This is a genomic window from Paraburkholderia susongensis (assembly GCF_900177725.1).
Lineage (GTDB): Bacteria > Pseudomonadota > Gammaproteobacteria > Burkholderiales > Burkholderiaceae > Paraburkholderia > Paraburkholderia susongensis.
Window position 1 is genome coordinate 103,072 of record NZ_FXAT01000017.1, and the last position, 19,910, is coordinate 122,981.

General features: G+C 60.8%; 19 protein-coding genes. 9 read left to right on the top strand and 10 right to left on the bottom strand.

Annotated elements, in window-relative coordinates:
- Positions 1-12 precede the first annotated feature (12 nt).
- The 3 genes from B9Z01_RS31565 to B9Z01_RS31575 form a co-directional block, all read right to left on the bottom strand.
- The gene (locus tag B9Z01_RS31565; protein ID WP_085489471.1) at positions 13-1,491 is read right to left on the bottom strand and encodes an aldehyde dehydrogenase; all 1,479 of its coding nucleotides are present in this window, start codon (positions 1,489-1,491) and stop codon (positions 13-15) included.
- A gap of 167 nt (positions 1,492-1,658) precedes the next feature.
- The gene (locus tag B9Z01_RS31570; RefSeq protein ID WP_085489518.1) at positions 1,659-2,984 is read right to left on the bottom strand and encodes an MFS transporter; all 1,326 of its coding nucleotides are present in this window, start codon (positions 2,982-2,984) and stop codon (positions 1,659-1,661) included.
- 204 nt (positions 2,985-3,188) lie between these two features.
- Positions 3,189-4,625: a CoA transferase gene (locus tag B9Z01_RS31575; protein WP_085489472.1), complete on the bottom strand. Its 1,437-nt coding sequence runs from the start codon at positions 4,623-4,625 to the stop codon at positions 3,189-3,191.
- A 169-nt stretch (positions 4,626-4,794) separates the two neighbouring features.
- Between B9Z01_RS31575 and B9Z01_RS31580 the strand changes: the two genes are divergently transcribed.
- Positions 4,795-5,682, top strand: a complete 888-nt coding sequence (locus tag B9Z01_RS31580) for a LysR family transcriptional regulator (RefSeq protein WP_085489473.1) — start codon at positions 4,795-4,797, stop codon at positions 5,680-5,682.
- Here the strand turns inward: B9Z01_RS31580 and B9Z01_RS31585 are convergent.
- The 7 genes from B9Z01_RS31585 to B9Z01_RS31615 all read right to left on the bottom strand — a co-directional run bounded on the left by B9Z01_RS31585 (position 5,679) and on the right by B9Z01_RS31615 (position 12,321).
- Complete coding sequence (locus tag B9Z01_RS31585) at positions 5,679-7,223, bottom strand: tripartite tricarboxylate transporter permease (RefSeq protein WP_085489474.1); 1,545 nt, start codon at positions 7,221-7,223, stop codon at positions 5,679-5,681. The genes B9Z01_RS31580 and B9Z01_RS31585 overlap by 4 nt on opposite strands.
- A gap of 4 nt (positions 7,224-7,227) precedes the next feature.
- The gene (locus tag B9Z01_RS31590; protein WP_085489475.1) at positions 7,228-7,722 is read right to left on the bottom strand and encodes a tripartite tricarboxylate transporter TctB family protein; all 495 of its coding nucleotides are present in this window, start codon (positions 7,720-7,722) and stop codon (positions 7,228-7,230) included.
- 62 nt (positions 7,723-7,784) lie between these two features.
- Complete coding sequence (locus B9Z01_RS31595) at positions 7,785-8,783, bottom strand: Bug family tripartite tricarboxylate transporter substrate binding protein (protein WP_085489476.1); 999 nt, start codon at positions 8,781-8,783, stop codon at positions 7,785-7,787.
- Positions 8,784-8,793: 10 nt separating this feature from the next.
- The gene (locus B9Z01_RS31600; protein WP_085489477.1) at positions 8,794-9,906 is read right to left on the bottom strand and encodes a porin; all 1,113 of its coding nucleotides are present in this window, start codon (positions 9,904-9,906) and stop codon (positions 8,794-8,796) included.
- Between the two features lie 69 nt (positions 9,907-9,975).
- Positions 9,976-10,887 (bottom strand): hypothetical protein, encoded by a 912-nt coding sequence (locus B9Z01_RS31605; RefSeq protein WP_085489478.1) that lies wholly within the window; start codon positions 10,885-10,887, stop codon positions 9,976-9,978.
- A 43-nt stretch (positions 10,888-10,930) separates the two neighbouring features.
- Entirely contained in the window at positions 10,931-11,356 is a 426-nt protein-coding gene (locus B9Z01_RS31610) for a GlcG/HbpS family heme-binding protein (protein ID WP_085489519.1), read from the bottom strand.
- Positions 11,357-11,385: 29 nt separating this feature from the next.
- On the bottom strand, positions 11,386-12,321 hold the full coding sequence (locus tag B9Z01_RS31615; protein ID WP_085489479.1) for an alpha/beta hydrolase: 936 nt from the start codon (positions 12,319-12,321) through the stop codon (positions 11,386-11,388).
- Positions 12,322-12,570: 249 nt separating this feature from the next.
- On the opposite strand from B9Z01_RS31615, the gene B9Z01_RS31620 reads away from it, so the two are divergent.
- From B9Z01_RS31620 to rpiB, 8 genes are all read left to right on the top strand, one after another.
- Entirely contained in the window at positions 12,571-13,482 is a 912-nt protein-coding gene (locus tag B9Z01_RS31620) for a LysR substrate-binding domain-containing protein (RefSeq protein WP_085489480.1), read from the top strand.
- Between the two features lie 463 nt (positions 13,483-13,945).
- On the top strand, positions 13,946-14,671 hold the full coding sequence (locus tag B9Z01_RS31625) for a FadR/GntR family transcriptional regulator (RefSeq protein WP_085489481.1): 726 nt from the start codon (positions 13,946-13,948) through the stop codon (positions 14,669-14,671).
- 54 nt (positions 14,672-14,725) lie between these two features.
- Positions 14,726-15,628, top strand: a complete 903-nt coding sequence (locus B9Z01_RS31630) for an NAD(P)-dependent oxidoreductase (protein ID WP_085489482.1) — start codon at positions 14,726-14,728, stop codon at positions 15,626-15,628.
- Positions 15,629-15,673: 45 nt separating this feature from the next.
- On the top strand, positions 15,674-16,354 hold the full coding sequence (locus B9Z01_RS31635; protein ID WP_420814745.1) for an amino acid ABC transporter permease: 681 nt from the start codon (positions 15,674-15,676) through the stop codon (positions 16,352-16,354).
- Between the two features lie 26 nt (positions 16,355-16,380).
- Positions 16,381-17,061, top strand: a complete 681-nt coding sequence (locus tag B9Z01_RS31640; RefSeq protein ID WP_085489483.1) for an amino acid ABC transporter permease — start codon at positions 16,381-16,383, stop codon at positions 17,059-17,061.
- A 58-nt stretch (positions 17,062-17,119) separates the two neighbouring features.
- The gene (locus B9Z01_RS31645; RefSeq protein WP_085489521.1) at positions 17,120-17,857 is read left to right on the top strand and encodes an amino acid ABC transporter ATP-binding protein; all 738 of its coding nucleotides are present in this window, start codon (positions 17,120-17,122) and stop codon (positions 17,855-17,857) included.
- Between the two features lie 67 nt (positions 17,858-17,924).
- Positions 17,925-18,719: a transporter substrate-binding domain-containing protein gene (locus B9Z01_RS31650; protein WP_085489484.1), complete on the top strand. Its 795-nt coding sequence runs from the start codon at positions 17,925-17,927 to the stop codon at positions 18,717-18,719.
- A gap of 70 nt (positions 18,720-18,789) precedes the next feature.
- Positions 18,790-19,242, top strand: a complete 453-nt coding sequence (rpiB, locus tag B9Z01_RS31655) for a ribose 5-phosphate isomerase B (RefSeq protein ID WP_085489485.1) — start codon at positions 18,790-18,792, stop codon at positions 19,240-19,242.
- Positions 19,243-19,910 lie beyond the last annotated feature (668 nt).

The window sequence follows — 19,910 nt, forward strand, 5'->3', positions numbered from 1 at the left end:
GCGCGCGTTCTGTTAGCGCATGATGAATGGGTTCGATATTTCCATTCCGGTGTTGATCCAGACACTTTTCGTCTGAAGATACTCGTGGATCGCACTGATGCCGTTTTCCCGACCGAGCCCGGAATCTTTGTAACCGCCAAATGGCGACATATAGCTGACCGCCCGGTAACTATTGACCCAGACCGTACCTGCCTGAATTTGTTCTGCCACGCGGATCGACCGGCCAATGTCCTTTGTCCAAACCCCGGAGCCCAGGCCGAAGCGCACATCATTTGCGATTGCGATGGCCTCAGCTTCATCCTTGAAGCGAATGATTGACAGCACTGGGCCGAAAACTTCTTCCTGGGCAATGCGCATGTCATTCCTGACATCACCAAAAATTGTCGGTTCGACGAACCAGCCATTGCCGCATTCGGGCGCCGTTCCCGGCTTGCCTCCGAGTAACAGCTTTGCGCCTTCCTGCTTTGCCACATCGATATAGGACAAGACTTTTTCGTATTGTGGGCGCGTGGTCACAGGTCCAATCTGGGTGTCGGGACTCGATGGATCACCCATCCTCGCGGTTTTCGCGAGCGAAAGCAGTCTCTCTACGAAGACCTCATATATGCTGTCCTGTACCAGGAGCCGCGAGCCGGCAATGCAGGTCTGTCCGGTCGCAGCGAAAATGCCCGATACCGCGCCGTTCACAGCGTCGTCGAGATCGGCATCCTCGAAGACAATATTGGGAGACTTTCCGCCGAGCTCGAGACTAACGTGCTTGAATTGGCGGGCTGCTGCTTCGTTGATGGCTCGGCCGGTCGAGTCAGCCCCGGTGAACGTGATCTTACTGACAAGCGGGTGTTCGACGAGGGGCGCTCCGACATCCTTTCCGAAGCCGGTCACGACGTTCACCACACCGGGCGGAAAGCCCGCTTCGGTGAAGAGCTTTGCGAACTCGATCGTCGAGGCTGACGTGAATTCGGAAGGCTTAAGCACGATAGTGCACCCGGCAGCAAGAGCCGGAGCGATTTTCCAGGTCGCCAGCAGCAGTGGTGAATTCCACGGCGTAATCGCCGCAACAACGCCCAGCGGTTCATTGCGCGTAAAGTTGAAGTAGCCTTTCTTGTCGAGCGGAATGACCGTGCCCTGGATTTTGTCGGCGAGTCCGCCAAAATAGTAGTACCACTGCGGCAAATACTGACACTGGCCATACATCTCAGCGAGCAGCTTGCCGTTGTCACGAACCTCGATCTCCGCGAGCTTGCGTGCGTCACGGGCAATAAGATCGCCAACCCGGTGAAGCAGTTGGCCGCGCTGGCTCGGTGTCAATTGCGACCACGGGCCGGTGCTGAACGCGGCATGAGCGGCCTGCACAGCACTATCGACATCGGCCGCATTGCCTTTGGCTATCTGTGCCCACGGCTTGCCGGTAAACGGATCTTCTGTTTCGAACCATTCGCCCGACGAAGAGGGGCGTGATTCACCATCGATGTACAGTTCGAATCGTTGCATGGGGCGTACTCCTTTTGTATCAGGTACTGGCCAGCAGATGCGTGCCGGCCTCTACGAGAACGTTTGGTGTCCAGAGAATGACGGTCTGGGCGACCACGTCACCCTCTGGCACGATGGTCGCGCTATTGCGATGTCGTGGTAGAGGGAAAAGACTTCTATGTGTAGTCTCAATCAGCGGTCCGGATCTTGGGTACCGCGTCTACGGTGGTGCTCATGACGAAAGCGAGAGCAGCCGACACGAGAGTGAAGGACGAGATCACATAAAGCCCAACACTACTGCTGCCAGTAAGGTCTCGAAAAACCCCAAAGAGCCAGGGTCCAGCAAGCCCGCTCACATTGCCGAGAGAATTGATCATTGCAATCGCGATTGCCGCGCCTGCACCGCGAAACATCGACGTTGGAATTGTCCAGAAGAGTGGAACGGCTGCCTGCATACCGGCCGCCCCAAAACACAGTCCGATGAGCGCGATATAAGGTGAGTCGACCGCGGCGCTCAGGTAAAGCCCGATTGCGGCAAGACCGAGCAGCACCAGCAGATGCCAACGGCGTTCCCCGCTCGATGCCGATGTGCGGCCAACAATGAACGTTGCAATGGCTGCGCAAATCCACGGGATCGAGGAAATCAGGCCTGCGTCGACTGACCCAACATGCAGCCGTTCCTGCACTATCTTCGGCAGAAAAAATGTAACGGCCCAAACGCCAATGAGGGTTGCAAAATACAGGAATGAAAGTACCCACACGGACTTGCTTCGAAGAATCGACGGCAAGTGACGCAGATCGACGGATTCAGCCTCGCGTGCAGCGGGCAACTCCTTAGCCAGATAGTTTTTCTCTTCGGCCGAGAGCCATTTCGCTTTGTCAGGGCGATCCGGTAGAGCCAGGAAGGTGCAGATTCCAAGCAGTATCGCAGGTGCGCCCTGCAGAATGAAAACCCAACGCCAGCCCGCAAGTCCAGCGATGCCGTGCATCCGTAGCATCAGTGAAGTCAGAATGGAGCCAACAGCCAGTGAGAGCGGAATGCATATCGTGAGCGTCGAGTACGCTCTGGTAAGCATGCGTGGTGGAAACCAGAGCGTCAGGAAGAAGACCACGCCTGGATAATAGCCAGCTTCCGCCACGCCAAGTAGAATCCGCAACACATATAGCGACGTCGTACCTTGCGTCGCGGCGAGCGCGACCGTAACGGCACCCCAGGTGATCATAATGCGTGCAAGCCAGAGGCGTGCTCCGAATTTGACCATGCCCATATTCGACGGAATCTCAAAGAGCAGATATCCGATATAAAAGAGTCCCGCTGCCAGTCCGAAACTGGATGCTGTCAGGCCGAGATCTTTTGATAGTGGTCCGAACAAAACTCCCAGGTTTGCCCGATCGATGTATGAAATGAATATGCCAAGCATGAGAATCGGCATCAGGCGAGCACTAATTTTGACGAGTATTCGCCGCTCGATTCCGGAATCCGGGAGAAACTGTTGATTCTCGCTAATTTGCATCATCTGTCTCCTGCCCTGTATGGAACTCGGTCAACCCCAGGTTTTATTGATTTTGTCGAATGCGATGCCAAACAATACGATTACGGTGCAAGTGACGGTATCGCAGGCTCGCCACTCGCACCTTTCCCTCTGATCTTTGGGCCCGCTTCAGATTGCCACGCTTCATCAAACCATCAAACAGGGAAGAAGCGATGCCTCGTTCGATCACGCGGGCTGCCATTGTGGCCGGTCGGCCCCATAGGGAACCAGGCGCTCGTTGTGCGACAATGGCAAAGACGAGAAGCGCAACGGGTTCGCCAACGTTTTAACTTCACCGAATGCCGTTGCCGAGGTGGTTGTACGGCATGGATAGGTATCCGTGGCTGGCAATGCAGCAATCGAAGCGTGGTCGAGCAAGCCGAGATCCTGAACCCACATTGCACTGCGGGTAAGGGAGACTTTCACGTGCCAGGAGCCCCCTTCGGTAGCACGCCGCTTAAGCGCGACGAGCATGCCTGCCGCAGCAAAATAGCCCGTCAGCAGATCGTTCAGATAAAACACCGGCGAGAATTTTGGCGTTTGGGTCCCCCCACCTTCGGTAGCTGAAAAACCCGACGCTGCCTGACCGTGAGGATCGAAGCCGGCTCGCTCGGCCCATGGTCCGCTATGGCCGTACGCGTTCACCGACGTTACGACGATGCCCTTCCTCGAGCGCCCGGCAAGTTCCTCAGGTGTCAGGCCGAATCGGCGCGTGACGCCCGGCCGGTAGCTGCAGGCGAAGACATCGGCCTGTGCGGCGAGGTCGTGCATGCGCTGAAGTTGCTGCGCATGGGCAAGATTGAGGTAGGCGCAATACTTGCCCATATCGACACTCAGATGCTGAGCGAGCGTGTCTCTACGTGTCGGACTGCTTATATGCAACACCTCGGCGCCGAACTCGGCGAGAGTCTGTGTGCTATGCGGTCCAGCGAGCACGTGTGCAAAGTCAAGCACGCGTATGCCGTCGAGCACCCCCGACGCCGACGACTGAAACGGCACTGGGTCGCCGTCCGCGATCTTCTCGATCTCGATGACTGGCGTGGTGCATAGGGCTTTGCCTTGAGGATGCGCTCGCCACTCTTGCGGAGTGAACGCCTGGCAGGCCGGGAGCCCCAATTCCGAAAGCGCCGATTCGAGTTCTGTCGCGGTGTAACGCGCGGTTGCCGCATCGATCGAACGCCGATTGTTCCCGCAATCGAAGAAATTCAGGTACCCGTTTAGCAGTTTCTGATACGGGGGGCCGGCCCACAGGACGACCTGGCGTCCATCGCTAGTGGGATGAAAGCCGTTGACCTGCATATGCTCGGCGCCCACCTCGAACCACTCGCCGCCCTGCCAAAGGTAATGCGAAGGGTGAAGCGAATGCAGGGCGTCTATCGTGTCGACAGCGATGTCGGTGATCTTGCCCGTTCGTGTGTGCCAGATTTGCGATGCCGCGGCGCCGATCAGCAGTTGGGCCGTTCCCACTGCATCCACGAGCCGATGTTGCGATCGGATGAGCAGTTCGTCGCCATCGAGGCTAACCTGACCGAACGATCCCGTATCGATGCCAAGACTGTGCAGCAATGACGCAAGCGCGGGAAGTTGCCGGTCGGACAGATTGCGGCTAAGTTTCTGATCCATGGTGCGTTACTCTAGAAGTAGGCCGTCGTTTGCGGCGATGCCGCGTTTTCGCCGGCACGGTTTCGATCGTGCCGGCGACGACTTGTCAGCGACGGTTCCTATCCTCGCAATTGGGTCGGTGAGTGTCCAATATGATTTTTTCGGCTCGTGATATATCCTTTGTCTCACCATGATCCAGGCACGCTTGCTCCGTCAGTTCATCGCCGTGGCCGAGGAGTTGCATTTCGGCCGGGCTGCGGCACGGCTGAATATGGCTCAGCCGCCACTCAGCCAGGCCATCAAACACCTCGAGCAGATCGTTGGCGTACCCTTGTTCACGCGCTCGCGCCATTTCGTCGAACTAACCCCCGCCGGCACGGTGTTCCTGAGCGAAGCGCGCGAGCTTCTGGCCGCGGGGCAACGTGCTATCGACGCCGCACGGGATGCGAGCAGTGGTCCGAGCGGACGGGTAACGATCGGCTTCGTCGGCTCGGTGAGCTTTGAGATCTTGCCCCGGATCCTGCGCGAGCTACGCCGCCGCTTTTCCGCCATTCGCATCGAGTTGCGCGAACTCGCGTCGACTGAGCAGATGGAAAGCCTGGCGGCTGGGCGCATCGATGTTGGTATCGTCCGTTTGCCGATTAGCAATGCGGCGGATTTTTCCGTGCGCGAAATCTGCTCGGAGCGATTTGTCGCGGCGCTGCCGAAGGACCATCCGCGTGCGAAGGCTCGGGTTCTCCGTCTGAAAGATCTCGCCGGCGAGCCATTCATGAACTTTCCGCCAGATCGTATTCCGGCACTGCACACGAAAGTTCTGCTCGCGTGCGAGGCTGCAGGCTTCAGCCCGCACGTAGCGATGGAGGCCTGGCAAACTGCCAGCATGGTGAGCCTCGTCGCAGCCGGGATGGGCGTTGCGTTGGTGCCGGCACAGGTGCGTAATTGCTCCCATCCCAAAGTGGTCTTCAAAACAATCGCAGACCGAAGCGAACATCTGGAATTGAAGATCGCCGCCGTATGGCATCCGGACCGGGTCTCGTCCGGCGTGCGGGCCGTGCTTTCGGTGCTGGACGAGATCTAGTCAATGTTTTCGGCCGGCACCGCAGTCGCGCAGCCCGAATTCCGCTTTTGCCGGATTCGGGTGCGCAGGTTGATATAGATTCGCGTGCCCAGCAAAAGTGCGCATGCGCCGAGGAAGCACGCGCTGATAGGACGCTGCACGAACGCTGTCAGATCGCCATGCGAAAAGAGCAGTGTGCGGCGAAAGTTCTCTTCGACCATCGGACCGAGAATGTAGCCAAGCAGGATCGGCGCGACAGGGAACTCGAGCAGCGCGAACAGCGCGCCAAGCAATCCGAATACGGCGACCTCCGCGACTTCGAACAGGCTGTTGTCGGCGCTGTAGACGCCGATGGCAATGAAGAACAGCGCCGACGGGAGCAGGAAGCGGTACGGTACCCGCAGCAGCCTCACCCATAGACCGATCAGCGGCACGTTCAGCACGACTAGCAGAACGTTGCCGATCCAGAAACTGGCGACGAGACCCCAGAAGATGTCGGCATGCTGGGTGATCAACTGCGGTCCGGGCTGGATTCCCTGGATCAGCAGCGCGCCGAGAATCAGTGCCATGGCTGGATCGCCGGGAATGCCGAGCGACATCGTCGGGATGAAATCGACCTGGGTTTTCGAGTGCGACGATGCCTCAGGTCCTGCAATGCCCTCGATCGCGCCGTGTCCGAAGCGCTCGGGTGTTCGCGACAGCCGCTTTTCGAGCGCGTAGGAAATGAACGTGGTGATCGTCGGTCCGGTGCCCGGCATGGCGCCGAACATTAGCCCGACGAACGTGCCGCGCAGTAGCGCCGGCAGGGCCTGCTTCAGCTCGGCGCGGCTTGGCGTCATCTCGCGCACGCCGAGCCGCGTGGCTGAGCCGGCTGTGCGCAGCCGGTTGACGTTGCGCAGGAACTCGGTCACGCCGAACAGTCCGAGCGCGAGCGAGACCAGTTGTATGCCATCGGCGAGGTCCGGCATTCCAAACGTAAGACGCGTCACGCCTGTGGTCACGTCGGTGCCGACCACGCCGAGCAGCAATCCGAAGACCGTCATCGCGATACCCTTGAGCGGGGCGCCGTTCGACAGTGTTCCGCCCGCGAGCAAGCCGAGCAGCATGATCGAGAACAGATCCGCCGGACCGAACCGGAATGCAATGCTGGCGAGCAGTGGTGAGGCGAACACCATGACAATGATGCCGGCCGAAGCAGCGACGAAAGCCGCGATCATCGTGATGCCGAGCGCTACGCCTCCCTTGCCGGCGCGCGTCATCGGATAGCCGTCGAGGCAGGTGACCGCGTGTGGCGGATGGCAGGGCAGATTCAGGAGGATTGCGCCTATCGCGCCACCGTATTGGGCGCCATAGAAGATTCCGGCGAGCATCAGGATTGCCGGCACCGGCTGCATCGAATAGGTGAGCGGCAGCAGGATCGAAATGGCGGACAGCGGTCCCATCCCAGGCAGCACGCCGATCAGGTTGCCGACCAGCACGCCAAAGAACGACCACATGAAATTGTGCCACTCCAGCGCCACCGAGAATCCGTGCGCCAGATCGCCCAACGACTGTGTCAGCATTGCCTCAACCCCACGACAAAAGAGGAAACTGGATCTGCAGCGCCCAGTGGAATACGACTATCGCCACGAGCGACATCAGCAGCGCGAGCGATAGCGCCGCACGCAGCGAATTCTGCTGATCCGCCAGCGCGCCGATGAACGTGATCGCGAACGTTGCCGGCAGCAGACCGCCCCATTTGCCCAACACAACGAATGCGGCGATGCTTCCCGGCACGCAGATCCAGCCACGCCACGATGGTGTGCCGGCTGCCGGGCGCGCGGGCTCGTCGTCACGCGACGATGCTCCGCCCGCACGGGCCGCGATGGCGATGCCGAGCAGCGCGAGCGCGGCGCCGACGCAGACCGGAAAGAAGCCCGAACCCATGTGGCTCAGGCTGCCGAACCGGTAGTTCCAGCCCAGTACGATTGCGCCGACGCCGATCGCCAGGATGAGCATCCCAGCGTAGCGGTCGCGCTGTCCTGCGGCGAACCAGCGCCGTGCTGATGGTCCGTTCGTCATTCCCTTGTCTCCTCATGTGGGCGCACCCGATGCGAGCCGCCGTCAAGATGTTGGATGTGCCGCTATTCTTCGCTCGCGGTGAAGCTTTGATACGTCACCCGGTTGCGGGCGATGTCGTTCGCGATCCATTGCCTGAAGTCTGCTGGCGAGATGTCTTCGTATTGACCGCCGACGTGATCGAGGTAGCGCGCCGCCGCGGGAGTATGAAAGTACGCGTCGACTACCTTGTGCAGCCGGTCGACCTGTTCCGGCGGCGCGTTTTTGGGCAGGAACAGGCCGGACCACTCGAAGAATTTCAGATTCGCGACCCCGGTTTCGGTCAGCGTCGGTACATCCGGCAGTGCGTGCAATCGCTTGCCCGACGTGACGGCGAGCGGCGTCAGATAGCCGGCGCGAATCATCGACAGCGCAGCGATCGAGTCGACGAACATGAATTCGATCGAGCCGCCGATCAGGTCGATCATTGCGGCCGGACTGCTCCGGTAATAGACGTTGGTCGCATCAAGATGCTGGCTCTGAAGGAACAGCTCGGCCGGTAGCAGGTTCACGTTTTCGGACGCGAAGAACAGCCTGCCAGGTTGCGCGCGCAGCCTCGCGACCAGATCGGCGACCGATCGGATCCCGGACTTCGCGGACACGACCAGAATGTCCGGCACGATCATCGCTCGCGCGACCGGGGTGAAATCGTCGAGCGGATCATATGGCGCATGCTTGAAGACGATCGGGTTATACGCCATCGTGCTGCTGCCGCCAGTGAATATCGTGTAGCCGTCTTTCGGCGCACGCAGAAAGGCGTGCGCCGCGATGAAGCCGTGGCCGCCACCGCGATTGTCGATCACGGTCGTCCATCCGGCCGTCCCGGTCATGTATTTCGCGAGCGGCCGGATTCCGTTGTCGAGGCCGCTGCCTGCATTCGCGGGAACAATGATGTGCAGCGGTCGTGACGGATAGTCGTTGCCGTTCTCGGCGGACACGGACATCGAAGCGAGCGCAACAAGGCCGCACAAAAGTATCCGGATGATCTGCAGGACCATGCTGGTTTGTCTCTTTCTGGATTGCATCGATACCGCCTCAGAACAGTGTTCTCATGCCGATGCGAAAGACTGTCTGCGAACTCGTCGTCGACTGTGTCAGCGACTGGATCGCAACATCGGTGCCATCGTAGCCGCGCAGGTTCACGACGGTCGCATAGATATCCGTCCGCTTCGAAAGGAATTTGTCGATTGTCGCGGCGATTTCCCCATACCGGTATCCGGCAAACGTCTCATAGGCGTAGCTTGCGGAAACAAACAGGTCGGGTTGCAGCTTATAGCTGGCGGTCGTCTCGTAACTGGCGAATATTGCCGATTGCTGACCGACCTCGATCGAGGTATTGGTGACCAGGCCGAGCAACGTCAGCTTGTTCCAGGTGTAGCTCATTCCGCCACCGAATTCGCGGGTATGGTTGATCTGCACCGACTTTGCCGTCAATACACCGGTTTGCGGGTTGATCGTGCCGATCGTCTGACCGAACAGCGACGTCACACCGAAATATGACGCGAGCGTCATCAGCCTGTCGTTGACCTCCGTGTACACCGCGCCGGCACTGAAAGGGCCGTGCTCGTAGGTTGCCCCGAAACTGACCGCGCGCCCCGTCGACGAGGTCGAGGTAATCGGCCCCGGATCGCCGAACGCGTACATTGCACCGAATCTCAAGCCACCGAATTCCTTGGACGAGAACTTGATTGCGCTGTCGACCCGCTGTCCCGAGAGACGGTCGAGATTCCCGGGGTGAAACGCGTACTCGGTGTTAAAAACGCCAGATGCATATGCGGTGCCGAGATAGTCGTACACGAAATCGTATTGGCGTCCGAACGTCAGTCGGCCGTACGCGTTCTCGAATCCGACATATGCCTGACGGCCAAACTCCGCACCACCTTGGGAAAGCGCGCCGTTTTCAAGTGTAAAGCCGCTTTCGAGAGCAAAAATGGCTTTCACTCCATTACCGAGATCCTCTTCTCCCTTCATGCCCCAGCGATTGCCCCGCATGATCCCGGATTGCTGGAGGACCTGTGAGCCTCCTCCGGCGTTGCTGACGTACGAGATGCCCGTGTCGAGCAGGCCGTATAGCGTGACTTCGCTTTGCGCGTGCGCGGTGCTGACCCCGAGCATCAGTACGCAAAAAAACAGATATCTTATTTTCATTAAGTCTCCTATATATTTTAATTTTCAATATCATTCTCCAAACCCGGGACCTGGCCGGCGACAGTGCTATCAGCCGGACTGCGTGACGGCGTCACCGGTCAGATCGTCGGCGAGGTCGTAGTGACCCGATTCGGTCAGAGGTTTTTCGACTGGAGGCAGGCCGATCAGGAACAGTTCCAGTGTTTCAGGGCTGCGCACCTGCAGAGATTCACCCGGGTCGACACGCAGGGCGCTCAGATACGTGATGAGTTGACCTTCGACTTCGCCGGAACCGGACAGCACGACGAGCAGGCGACGCGCATGCGGATCGAGCGATGACCATGACGCACCTGGATGCAGGCGGATCATCTCGATCGATACGCCGCGCTCGGTGAAGCTGCCCATGTATTTGCGCTCGACACCGCTTTGACTTTTCAGCGGTAGCCAGTTGAAACACGCCGGATCGGCAATCATCACGCTCTTGTAGCGCGGGTGCGCATATTTGAGCTTCGTGCCGAACAGATGATGCCAGATCGCATTGCGCGCCCATTCCTTCTTGCCGCTGTCACGCACATAGTACGGACCGTCGAACCTTCCAGCGCGGCTCATTTCCTGTTTGGCTTGCCGGTGCTGCTCGATGCTGACGAAACCGTACCCGGATGCGCCGCCGAACTGCAACACGAGTTGCAGCCGCTCGCCTGGGCGCGCTTGGCCAAGCGGATCTTCCTGCGGACCGTATGCAAGGCCCTCGGGGAAATAACCGATCTGACCTTCGCGCAGTTTGACCCCGTGTCCCAGATTCATGTCGCCTCGCAGCGGTAGACGAATCTGGTCGAAGTTGTGACGATGGCGTGGATAGAAGAAGTCTCCATCCTGACGGCCGAGTATGTACATGAAGTTGTCGGGTGACTGTGGTTCGCCCTTGAGCAGATGCTTGAAGACGATGGTGCCGGCCGGATGGTCGCCCTTCCAGTCGCCGTCGATGAACGGAACAATCTGCATTCGATTCCCCTCTCTGGTTGATATCGCTCGCGCGCGCTATCGCTCACGCGTGATTCAGTCCCGCGGCAACGACGCCATCGATACAGATAGCCTCGTCCTGCTCGCCGCTACCGCCACTCGCACCCACGGCGCCGAGTATTTCGCCGCTTGCCGACCTGATCAATATCGCGCCGGTTTGCGGGATGAACCTCCCACCGCTGACCGCGGACAGCGCGCCGAAGAAAGGTGCGTTATCGTCTGCCCGCTGACGCAGCGTGCGTGAAGACATGCCCATGTTGACCGCAGCCCATGCCTTGCCGGATGCGATGTCGACGCGCAGAGCCGTTGCACGGTCCTCGCGCTGCACGGCCTTCACGTGCCCTGCGTCGTCCAGCACGACCACAGCCATCGGTGCATACGCGTTTTCGCGAGCCGCGCGCAATGCGCAGGTTGCGATTTCATTTGCCTGATCCAGTGTCAGCTTTTCCATGATCGGTTTCCTGTCGTGCGTCTGGTGATTCATCGGCCGGCACTAGCCATCGTCTCGTTGCCGGAGCCATCCCCGGCCGGCATCGTCAGGAACATCTCCAGCGCTGCGTAGAACTTGTGTCGGCAGAGACCCATCATCGGGTTGTGTGCGACGCCTGCTAACGAGATGAATTGCTTATCCGGGTTCGGCAACCTCGCGAAGAAGTCCAGCACGTCTTCCGGCGCGGCAATGCCGTCGTATTCGCCACGAATGATCTGTACTGGGCACGCCAATGCGGCTGGGTCGACGAGCGGCAGATGGGCGCACATGTCGACGTAGGTTCCGGTCGGCACATGTTCGACCAGCGGCAGTTCGGCTGCTGCGATCGCTTGCGGCACGAGCGCATCGCTCGTGCCGGCCTTGTCACGCTCGAACATGCTCTGGTAGAACGCCAGATCGACCGGACGGCGCGGCGACGCGAGGTATTCCGGTAGACGTTTGCGGCGCTGCTCGAGCGTCGGCGATCCGGCGCCGGTGTAGACCAGCGCGGCGAGCGCGAGCCGTGCAACCCATGCCTGATGTCCCGCGGCAAAACGTGCCGCGCGCAGCGCGCCGGATGACGTGCCGAACATCAGGAGATGCGATGCGCCGGTGGTTTCCAGCACGAACGGAATCACGCATTCGAGATCGTCGACGCCCGAACGAATGTCCGAATTCGATCCTTCCGTCCATCCAGAGCGGCCGTAGCCGTCGTGGTCCATGGTCCAGACGTCGTAGCCGAGCCGTGCGAAATGGTCCATCACGGAGTAGTCCGGCGCGCCGGGGATCTGCAGGTCGAAGGTGTTGCGGCCGGATACCGTCGAGCCGTGCACGAGGAAGAGCACCGGCATCGATGTCCGCCCCGCGAACGGCTCCACGCTGCATTTGCGATAGACGTAGAGCTGTATGGTGCCTTTGTCGATGTAGTAGTCTTGGGTCCAGGTCATTTTTCGTTACGTTTCGTGTATCGATACGGTCAAACAGAAAGAGCGTTTTTACAGGCCTGGCAAACTGGCGTGAACAAACGCAGGCGATGTGCAGAGTGTGTCGCCTCGAAGCGTTTGATTAAACGGCTTTTCATGAATACAGCGTTCACAGCACATTGCTGCATCGCGGGGGCGATGCCAATGAGCCGATGAATTACCGCGCGTTACGTGCCCGGTTCGCAGACCGGGTTCCACGAGGGATAAATACCTATGCGGGATCTGAATGCATTAGCGACCTTCGTCGCTGTCGTCGATTCGAACAGTTTCTCGCTCGCCGCGGAGCGCCGGGACATTTCGAAAGCACTGGTAACAAAGCATATTCAGGAGCTCGAAGCGGCGGTGGGCATCAAGCTCCTGAATCGCAGCACGCGCAAGCTCGGGCTGACGCAGGCGGGCGAGCAGTTCTATACGCGTTGCGCGCGGCTTGTCGCCGAGGCGGACGACGCGATACACGAGCTCGAAAACATGTCTCGCAGCGCGCACGGACTGATCCGGGTGAGTACGGCACTCGCTTTCGGACGGCTCTACCTGTTGCCGGCGATTGCAGACTTCCTTCGTGAGAATCCGTCGATCCAGATCGACGTCACGCTGTCGGACCGCTTTGCCGATCTCGTATCGAGCAATATCGACGTCGTGGTACGTATGGCGGAAGGGCCGCGGCTGGATAACCTCGTTGCGCGCAAGCTCGCACCGGTCAAGCAGGTGCTGGTTGCAGCGCCCGTGTACCTGAGGTCGATCAGCGCATTAAAGGCTCCCCCCGATCTGTTGCGCTGCAATTGCCTCCTCTACGCAGGTGTCGCCAATCGCGAGTGGCGGCTGTCGGGTCCGGATGGGGAACACCTGATCAAGGTCGCGGGCAATTTCAGGGCGAACACGGGCGATGGAATCGCCGAAGCGGCAGTCGCGGGTCTGGGGGTGGCCATGATGCCCACGTTCATCGCAAGGCGCTATCTGGCGTCGGGCGAACTCGTCCAGATACTGTCCGCGTACCGGTTGCAGGAACGGACTTTGTACGCGGCGTATCTGCCAGACCGGAATCTGCCTGCGCGGATTCGGACCTTTGTACGCTTTCTGGCGGAACGCTTCGGAGAGACCCCGTCGTGGGATGAGGCGGAGCGATGAAAGAAGGGGCCAATCAAGGGTGGTGACACCGTCGATTTTGCATACGCTCGGTGAGCGAGGAGCAAATGCAGACCGACGGCTTGACCCGGGCATTTGCCGGGCAGTTCTACCCGCTTTCTAAATAAGGAATCCTATTTTCCATGGGGCACTTCGCTTCACCGTGCCTTATCGCGCCAAGACCCGTTCAGGCGATTTCTACGGAGGCGAGCGGAAGGTAGGCACCGTCGACGGCCGAAGACGACCGCGTGCACTGAACCGCGTCGAGGAATGTCGCACCAGTCCGCAGAGAGATCGACGTGGCGCCAGATCGCGGTGGCCGCAGGCACATGCCCGAGCGGCAACACCTCCTTCAAGCGTTGAGTCTCCGATCAAACCGTAAAGCCCCCCGGGAAAGCCCGTATAGGTAACCAAAAGGCATTCGATTATCTTCTGGTCTTACCACGGTTTTACCGCAAGAGATGTCATGCAAATCGTTCGGCAAGATGAAGACAGCAAGGGCTTCGAGAAGGTTTTCTCCTTCCTTCGCGATCTTCTGCTCGAAGGCGCCATCCAGCCTGGCGACAAGCTCATTCCGGAGCGCGATCTCGCGCTGAAGCTCGGCGTGAGCCGTCCGGTCGTGCGCGAGGCGCTGCGCGCGCTGTCGATGATCGGCGCCGTCGAAATCCGCGAGCGCGTGGGGACCATCGTGCGCCGGCCGGACGTGTCCACCCTTGGAGAGTTCTTCGCCTTCGCGCTCGCGCAGGAGAAGGACGTGGTCGAGGACGTCATGGAGGCGCGCGTCGCGATCGAATGCCAGTCCATCCGGCTCGCGTGCCGGCGCGCGACGCTGGCCGATCTCGAACGCCTGCGCGCCGCGATCGACCGCATCGAGGCGACCGTCGACCAGCTCGAACTGGGCAGTCAGGCGGACTTCGAGTTCCACGCCGCTCTGGTCCAGGCAGGCGGCTCGAAGACGCTCGTGAACCTGCACTCCACCGTCGCCGCGCTGCTGATGCACTCGCACCGCAACCGCCGCGAGACTGTGCGGTTGCATCCGGACATCAAGTCGCGCGTCATCGCGGATCATCGGCGGATTTTTCAGGCCGTGGTCGATCGTGACGAAGAGGCCGCCGACCGCATTCTGCGCGAGCACTTCAGCATCGGCGACGAGTATCGCCACAAGGCCGCGACCGAATGGAAGTCTTCCTGAGCGCAGGCGGGGCCCGCGTTTTCATTACTCGATAAGAGACCAGAAGAGGATTCGATGTCACAGAGCACAGTGTTGCGCACGGTGGGTTTCATCGGCTTGGGGACGATGGGGCGCGAGATGGCCCTGAACCTGATGAAGGCGGGTATCGCGGTGCGCGTGTTCGACGTGCGCCGCGAGGCTGTCGATGAACTCGCCACGCTCGGCGCGCATGCGGCCGCCAGCGTGGCCGACGCCGCGCAGGGCGCGGACGCTGCCATCGCCATGCTGCCGAACACACCCGACGTGGAGGCGGTCGTGCTAGGCGAGGACGGTCTGCTCGCGAACCCGCCGGCCGGGCGTCTGATCATCGACATGAGCACCATCGCGCCGGTCGCGGAGCGCCGCATGCACGCGGCGTGCGCGGCGCAGGGCGTCGAATATGTCGACGCGCCTGTGTCCGGCGGCCCGATCGGCGCAAAGAACGGCACGCTGACCATCATGGCCGGCGGCACGGCGCAGGGCTTCGAGATGTCGCAGCCGTTCTTCAAGGCGATGGGCACGACGGTCACGCACGTCGGCGCAAGCGGCGCGGGGCAGACGGTCAAGCTGTGCAACCAGCTTATCTGCGGTATCAACATTCAGGCGATCTGCGAGGCGATCGCGCTCGGCCGCGCGTCCGGCGTCGATCTCAAGCAGTTGCGCGAAGTGTTGATGGGCGGCTCGGCGGCATCGTGGATGCTCGATAAGCTCGGACCCGCGATGATCGACGCAGACACGGCGGCGGGCTTCCGCATCGACCTGATGCTCAAGGACCTGCGCCTCGTGCAGGAGCAGTCGCATGCGCTCAACGTGCCGCTGCCCGCGTCGGCAATGGTGACGAACCAGTATCTCGATGCCGTCGCCCACGGCGAGGGACGCAACGGCAATCAGGCGCTGTTCTGCGTGTACGACCGCATGACCGCGCAGACGTCCCGCTAGGTCCGGCCAGGCAGTACAACGCATCGCGCCTCGCGCGCTTCCGTCATGATGAACCTCGATTTTTCCGTGGTGCTGTCGCACTGGCCCGAACTCGTCGACGGCGCGCTGTTGTCGCTCGTGCTCGCGGTCGCGGCGACCCTGTTCGGCTTCCTCATCGGGACCTGGTGCGCGATCGGCCGCCGCAGCTCGCACGCGTGGATTGCACGCATCTGCGGCGCTTATGTCGAGGCGATCCGCAACACGCCCCTGCTTGTGCAGATCTTTCTCGTCTACTTCGGACTGTCGAGCATGGGGCTGCGGCTCTCCGCCATCACGGTGGCGATCCTCGCGCTCGTCATCAACGTGGGCGCATACGCGGCCGAAATCCTGCGCGCCGGTTTCGATTCGATCCAGCGCGGCCAGGTCGAAGCGGCCGAGTGCCTTGCACTGTCGCGCTTCCAGGTCTATTTGCACGTGATCCTGCTGCCCGGTCTCGAACGCGTCTATCCCGCGCTGACGAGCCAGTTCGTGCTGATGATGCTCGCTTCGTCGGTCTGCTCGCAGATTTCGACCGAAGAGCTGACCGCCGTGGCGAACTTTGTGCAGTCCGAAACGTACCGGCCGCTGGAAACGTATCTCGTCGTCGCGGTCGGCTACGTGCTGCTGTCGCTGCTCATGCGCATCGGCTTCTGGGCGCTCGGCACCGTGCTGTTCCCGCGCCGCAGAAAGCTCGGCACGCCGCTCTGAGTGCGAATGACCTACGGAGCCGAACCATGCCTCTCCATCTCAACGCCCATCATCTGCAATTCCTGCTCAACGGAGCGTTGTGGACCGTCGTGCTCTCGCTCGTGGCCCTCATCGGCGGCGGACTGCTGGGCTTCGCCGTCGCACTGGCGCGCGTGTCGCCGCGCCATGCCGTGCGCGTTGTCGCGACCGGCTACGTGCAGCTGATCCAGGGCACGCCGCTGCTCGTCATCATGTTCGTCACATACTTCGGGCTGCCGACGATCGGCATCACCATCTCGCCGCTCGTCGCGGCTGGCGCGTCGCTCACGATCAACGTCAGCGCGTATCTCGGCGAGATCTGGCGCGGTGCGATCGAATCCGTGCCGAAGCCGCAGTGGGAAGCCGCCGAATGTCTTGCGCTGTCGCGCACGCAGCGCATGTTCCGGGTGATCCTGCCGCAGGCGGTGAAGATCGCCACGCCGCCTACGGTCGGCTTCATGGTGCAGATCATCAAGAACACGTCGCTCGCATCGGTGGTGGGCTTCGTCGAACTTGCGCGTTCGGGGCAGATCATCAACAACTCGCTGTTCCAGCCATTCATCGTCTATCTGATCATCGCCGCCGTGTACTTCTGTCTGTGTTACCCGATTTCGCGTCTTAGCCGCTCGCTCGAACGCCGCACCGGCTTCACGCGAGCGCTGAAACTGGAGGCCATCGCGCATGACTGAATTTCCTCAATCCATCGAAGGGCGAGCGCTCGTGGGCGCCGGCGTCGGCGAGGCCGTCATGCAGGAGGCCGAGCCGGTCGTTATCGTGAGGGACGTGCATAAGAGCTTTGGCGCGAACAAAGTCCTGAACGGCGTCAGCTTCGAAGTGGGACGCGGCACGGTAACCGTCATCATCGGGGCGAGCGGCTCGGGCAAGAGCACGGCGCTGCGCTGCATCAACCATCTCGAGGCGATCGATCAGGGCGAGATCAGCGTATGCGGGCATCGCGTCGACGATCCCGGCGTGTCGCTCAAGGCGTTGCGGCTGGATGTCGGCATCGTATTCCAGCAGTACAACCTGTTTCCGCATCTGACGGTCGAGCAGAACATCACGCTCGCGCCGCGCCTTGCCAAGTCGTTGTCGAAAGAGGCCGCGCGCGAAATGGCGCGCGACGCCATCAAGCGGGTCGGGCTCGCGGACAAGGCCGATCACTATCCCGAGCAGCTTTCGGGCGGACAGCAGCAGCGCGCCGCGATCGCGCGTTCGCTCGCGATGCAGCCAAAGGTGATGCTGTTCGACGAAGTCACGTCCGCGCTCGACCCGCAACTGACCGGCGAGGTTCTGCGCGTGATCGAGGATCTGGCGGCCGGCGGCATGACCATGATCATGGTGACGCATGAAATGGGCTTCGCGCGCAATGTCGCCGATCAGATCCTGTTCATGCATCAGGGACGCGTCTGGGAACGCGGCGGTCCGCAGATCATGCGCGCGCCGCAATCGGCCGAGTTGCAGCGCTTCCTCGAAAGCGACCTGTAGCGGCGCAACGCTCGACGAGCGTCACGTCATGATGGAAAGCACATTCAACAAAGGAGACCGCAGCACTATGAGACAAACCAGGTCGCTCGTTCTGGCCGCGTTGGCCGCCTGCCTCGTGAACGCCGGCATCGGCGTCGCGCACGCCGACGCGCTCGACGACGTCACCCAAAGCAAGACCCTGCGCATCGCGACCGATCTCGCGATTCCGCCCTCGGGCATGATGGACGCCAACATGAAGCCGGTCGGCTCGGACGTCGAGACCGCGCAATTGCTCGCGAAGGACTGGGACATGAAGCTCGAGTTCGTGCAGACCACCGGCGCGACGCGTATTCCCAATCTGCAGACCGGCAAGGCGGACATCGCCATTTCCACGCTTTCGGTGACGCCCGAGCGCGCCCAGGTGATCGACTTCTCGAAGCCGTATGCGGTGCTGGAGTCCGTCATCGCCGGACGCAAGGACGTGGCGGTGAAGAGCATCGACGATCTGAAGGGCCACACCGTATGCGTCACGCGCGGCACGACGCAGGACGTCGAGCTCACCCGCATCTCGCGCGACAAGGGCTTCCAGATCGCCCGCTACGACGACGACGCGACCGACGTGACGGCCGCCGTCAGCGGCCAGTGCGAACTGATCGCCACGTCGCTCACGCTCGTCAACCAGATCACGCAGAAGGCGCCGGACCGTCCGTTCGAAAAGAAGGTAACGCTGCACGTGTTCGATCTCGCAATCGGCGTGAAGAAGGGCGAAAGCCGGCTGCTCGCGAAGCTCAACGAATGGATCGACACGAATCTGAAGAACGGCAAGCTCAATTCGATCTACAAGAAATATCACCACAGCGAGTTGCCGCCGCAGATGCGCTGATGCAACGCGTAACACCCACGGCGCGCACATGGCGCGCCTCCACATACCAATTCACAACAGGGAGTTTCGGATGCGTATCGTAATCGGCTCGGATCACGCGGGCTGGTCGCTGAAGGCGGCAGTGATCGGCCATATCAAATCGCTCGGTCATGACGTGATCGATATCGGCGGCTTCAACGACACGCCGGTGGATTTTCCAGACATCGCGCAGATGCTGACCAGCGAAGTGCTGGCAGGACACGCCGAGCGCGGCATCATGGTATGCGGCACCGGCGTCGGCGCATCGATCGCCGCGAACAAGATTCGCGGCATCCGCGCGGCGGTGTGTCATGACGTGCATTCGGCGCATCAGTCGGTCGAGCATGACGACGTCAATGTCATGTGCCTCGGTGCGCAGATTATCGGCGCGTGGCTCGCGATCGACCTGATCGATGCGTTTCTCGGCGCTCAGTTTTCCACCGATGTGGACTTCCGCCGGCGCGTCGAAAAACTCAATGCGCTCGAACAAGGCCTCAATGGTTGAGGGCACACGCAAATGAAGTCAGGTCACGTCGCCGTGCTGGGCAGCGTCAACACGGATCTCGTCCTGCGCTGCGCCGCATCGATCAGCGTAACCCGGCACGGCGCTATGGCTTCGCTTCCGCATGCCAGGGAGATGAGCGCGGGGCCGGTTTGATCGGCTGAAAGCATTTGTTAGGACGCCGGAAAGTGTGAAGAAAGGGGTTCCGAATTTCGGAACCCCTTTTTGTTTGACGCGAAGCTCGAACTGAATTTAGTTGGATGCGATGACGCTTCACATTCCGCTTCACATGCTGCTTCACATTCGTCCGCCTGGGACGTCGACAAAATCCTCTTTTGCGAATTCAGTTCCTGTCTGCGGATTCCCGCCCGATTCAGGCAGTCACCGCCCGTTGGCGGGCCAGCGCACAGAGCGGGCTTTCGCGTGGCGATAGTCTCGTTTCAACCGGGGCGAATCCGTTTCCCGGAGAGTGGCATGTCGTTTGTGACAGGTCGGCTTTCACACCAAATCAATAACGAGAACTATCATGCGATCCGACGACACTGCCGTGGAGTTTGCACAGCCTCAACCCTTGGCGAGCGCGCCGCTCGACGGCGCCGGCAAAGATAGGCCGCAACGTCTGGCGCGAACGCTGACGCGGGTCGCTTTCTGCTTTGCGTGGTTCTTCGGAC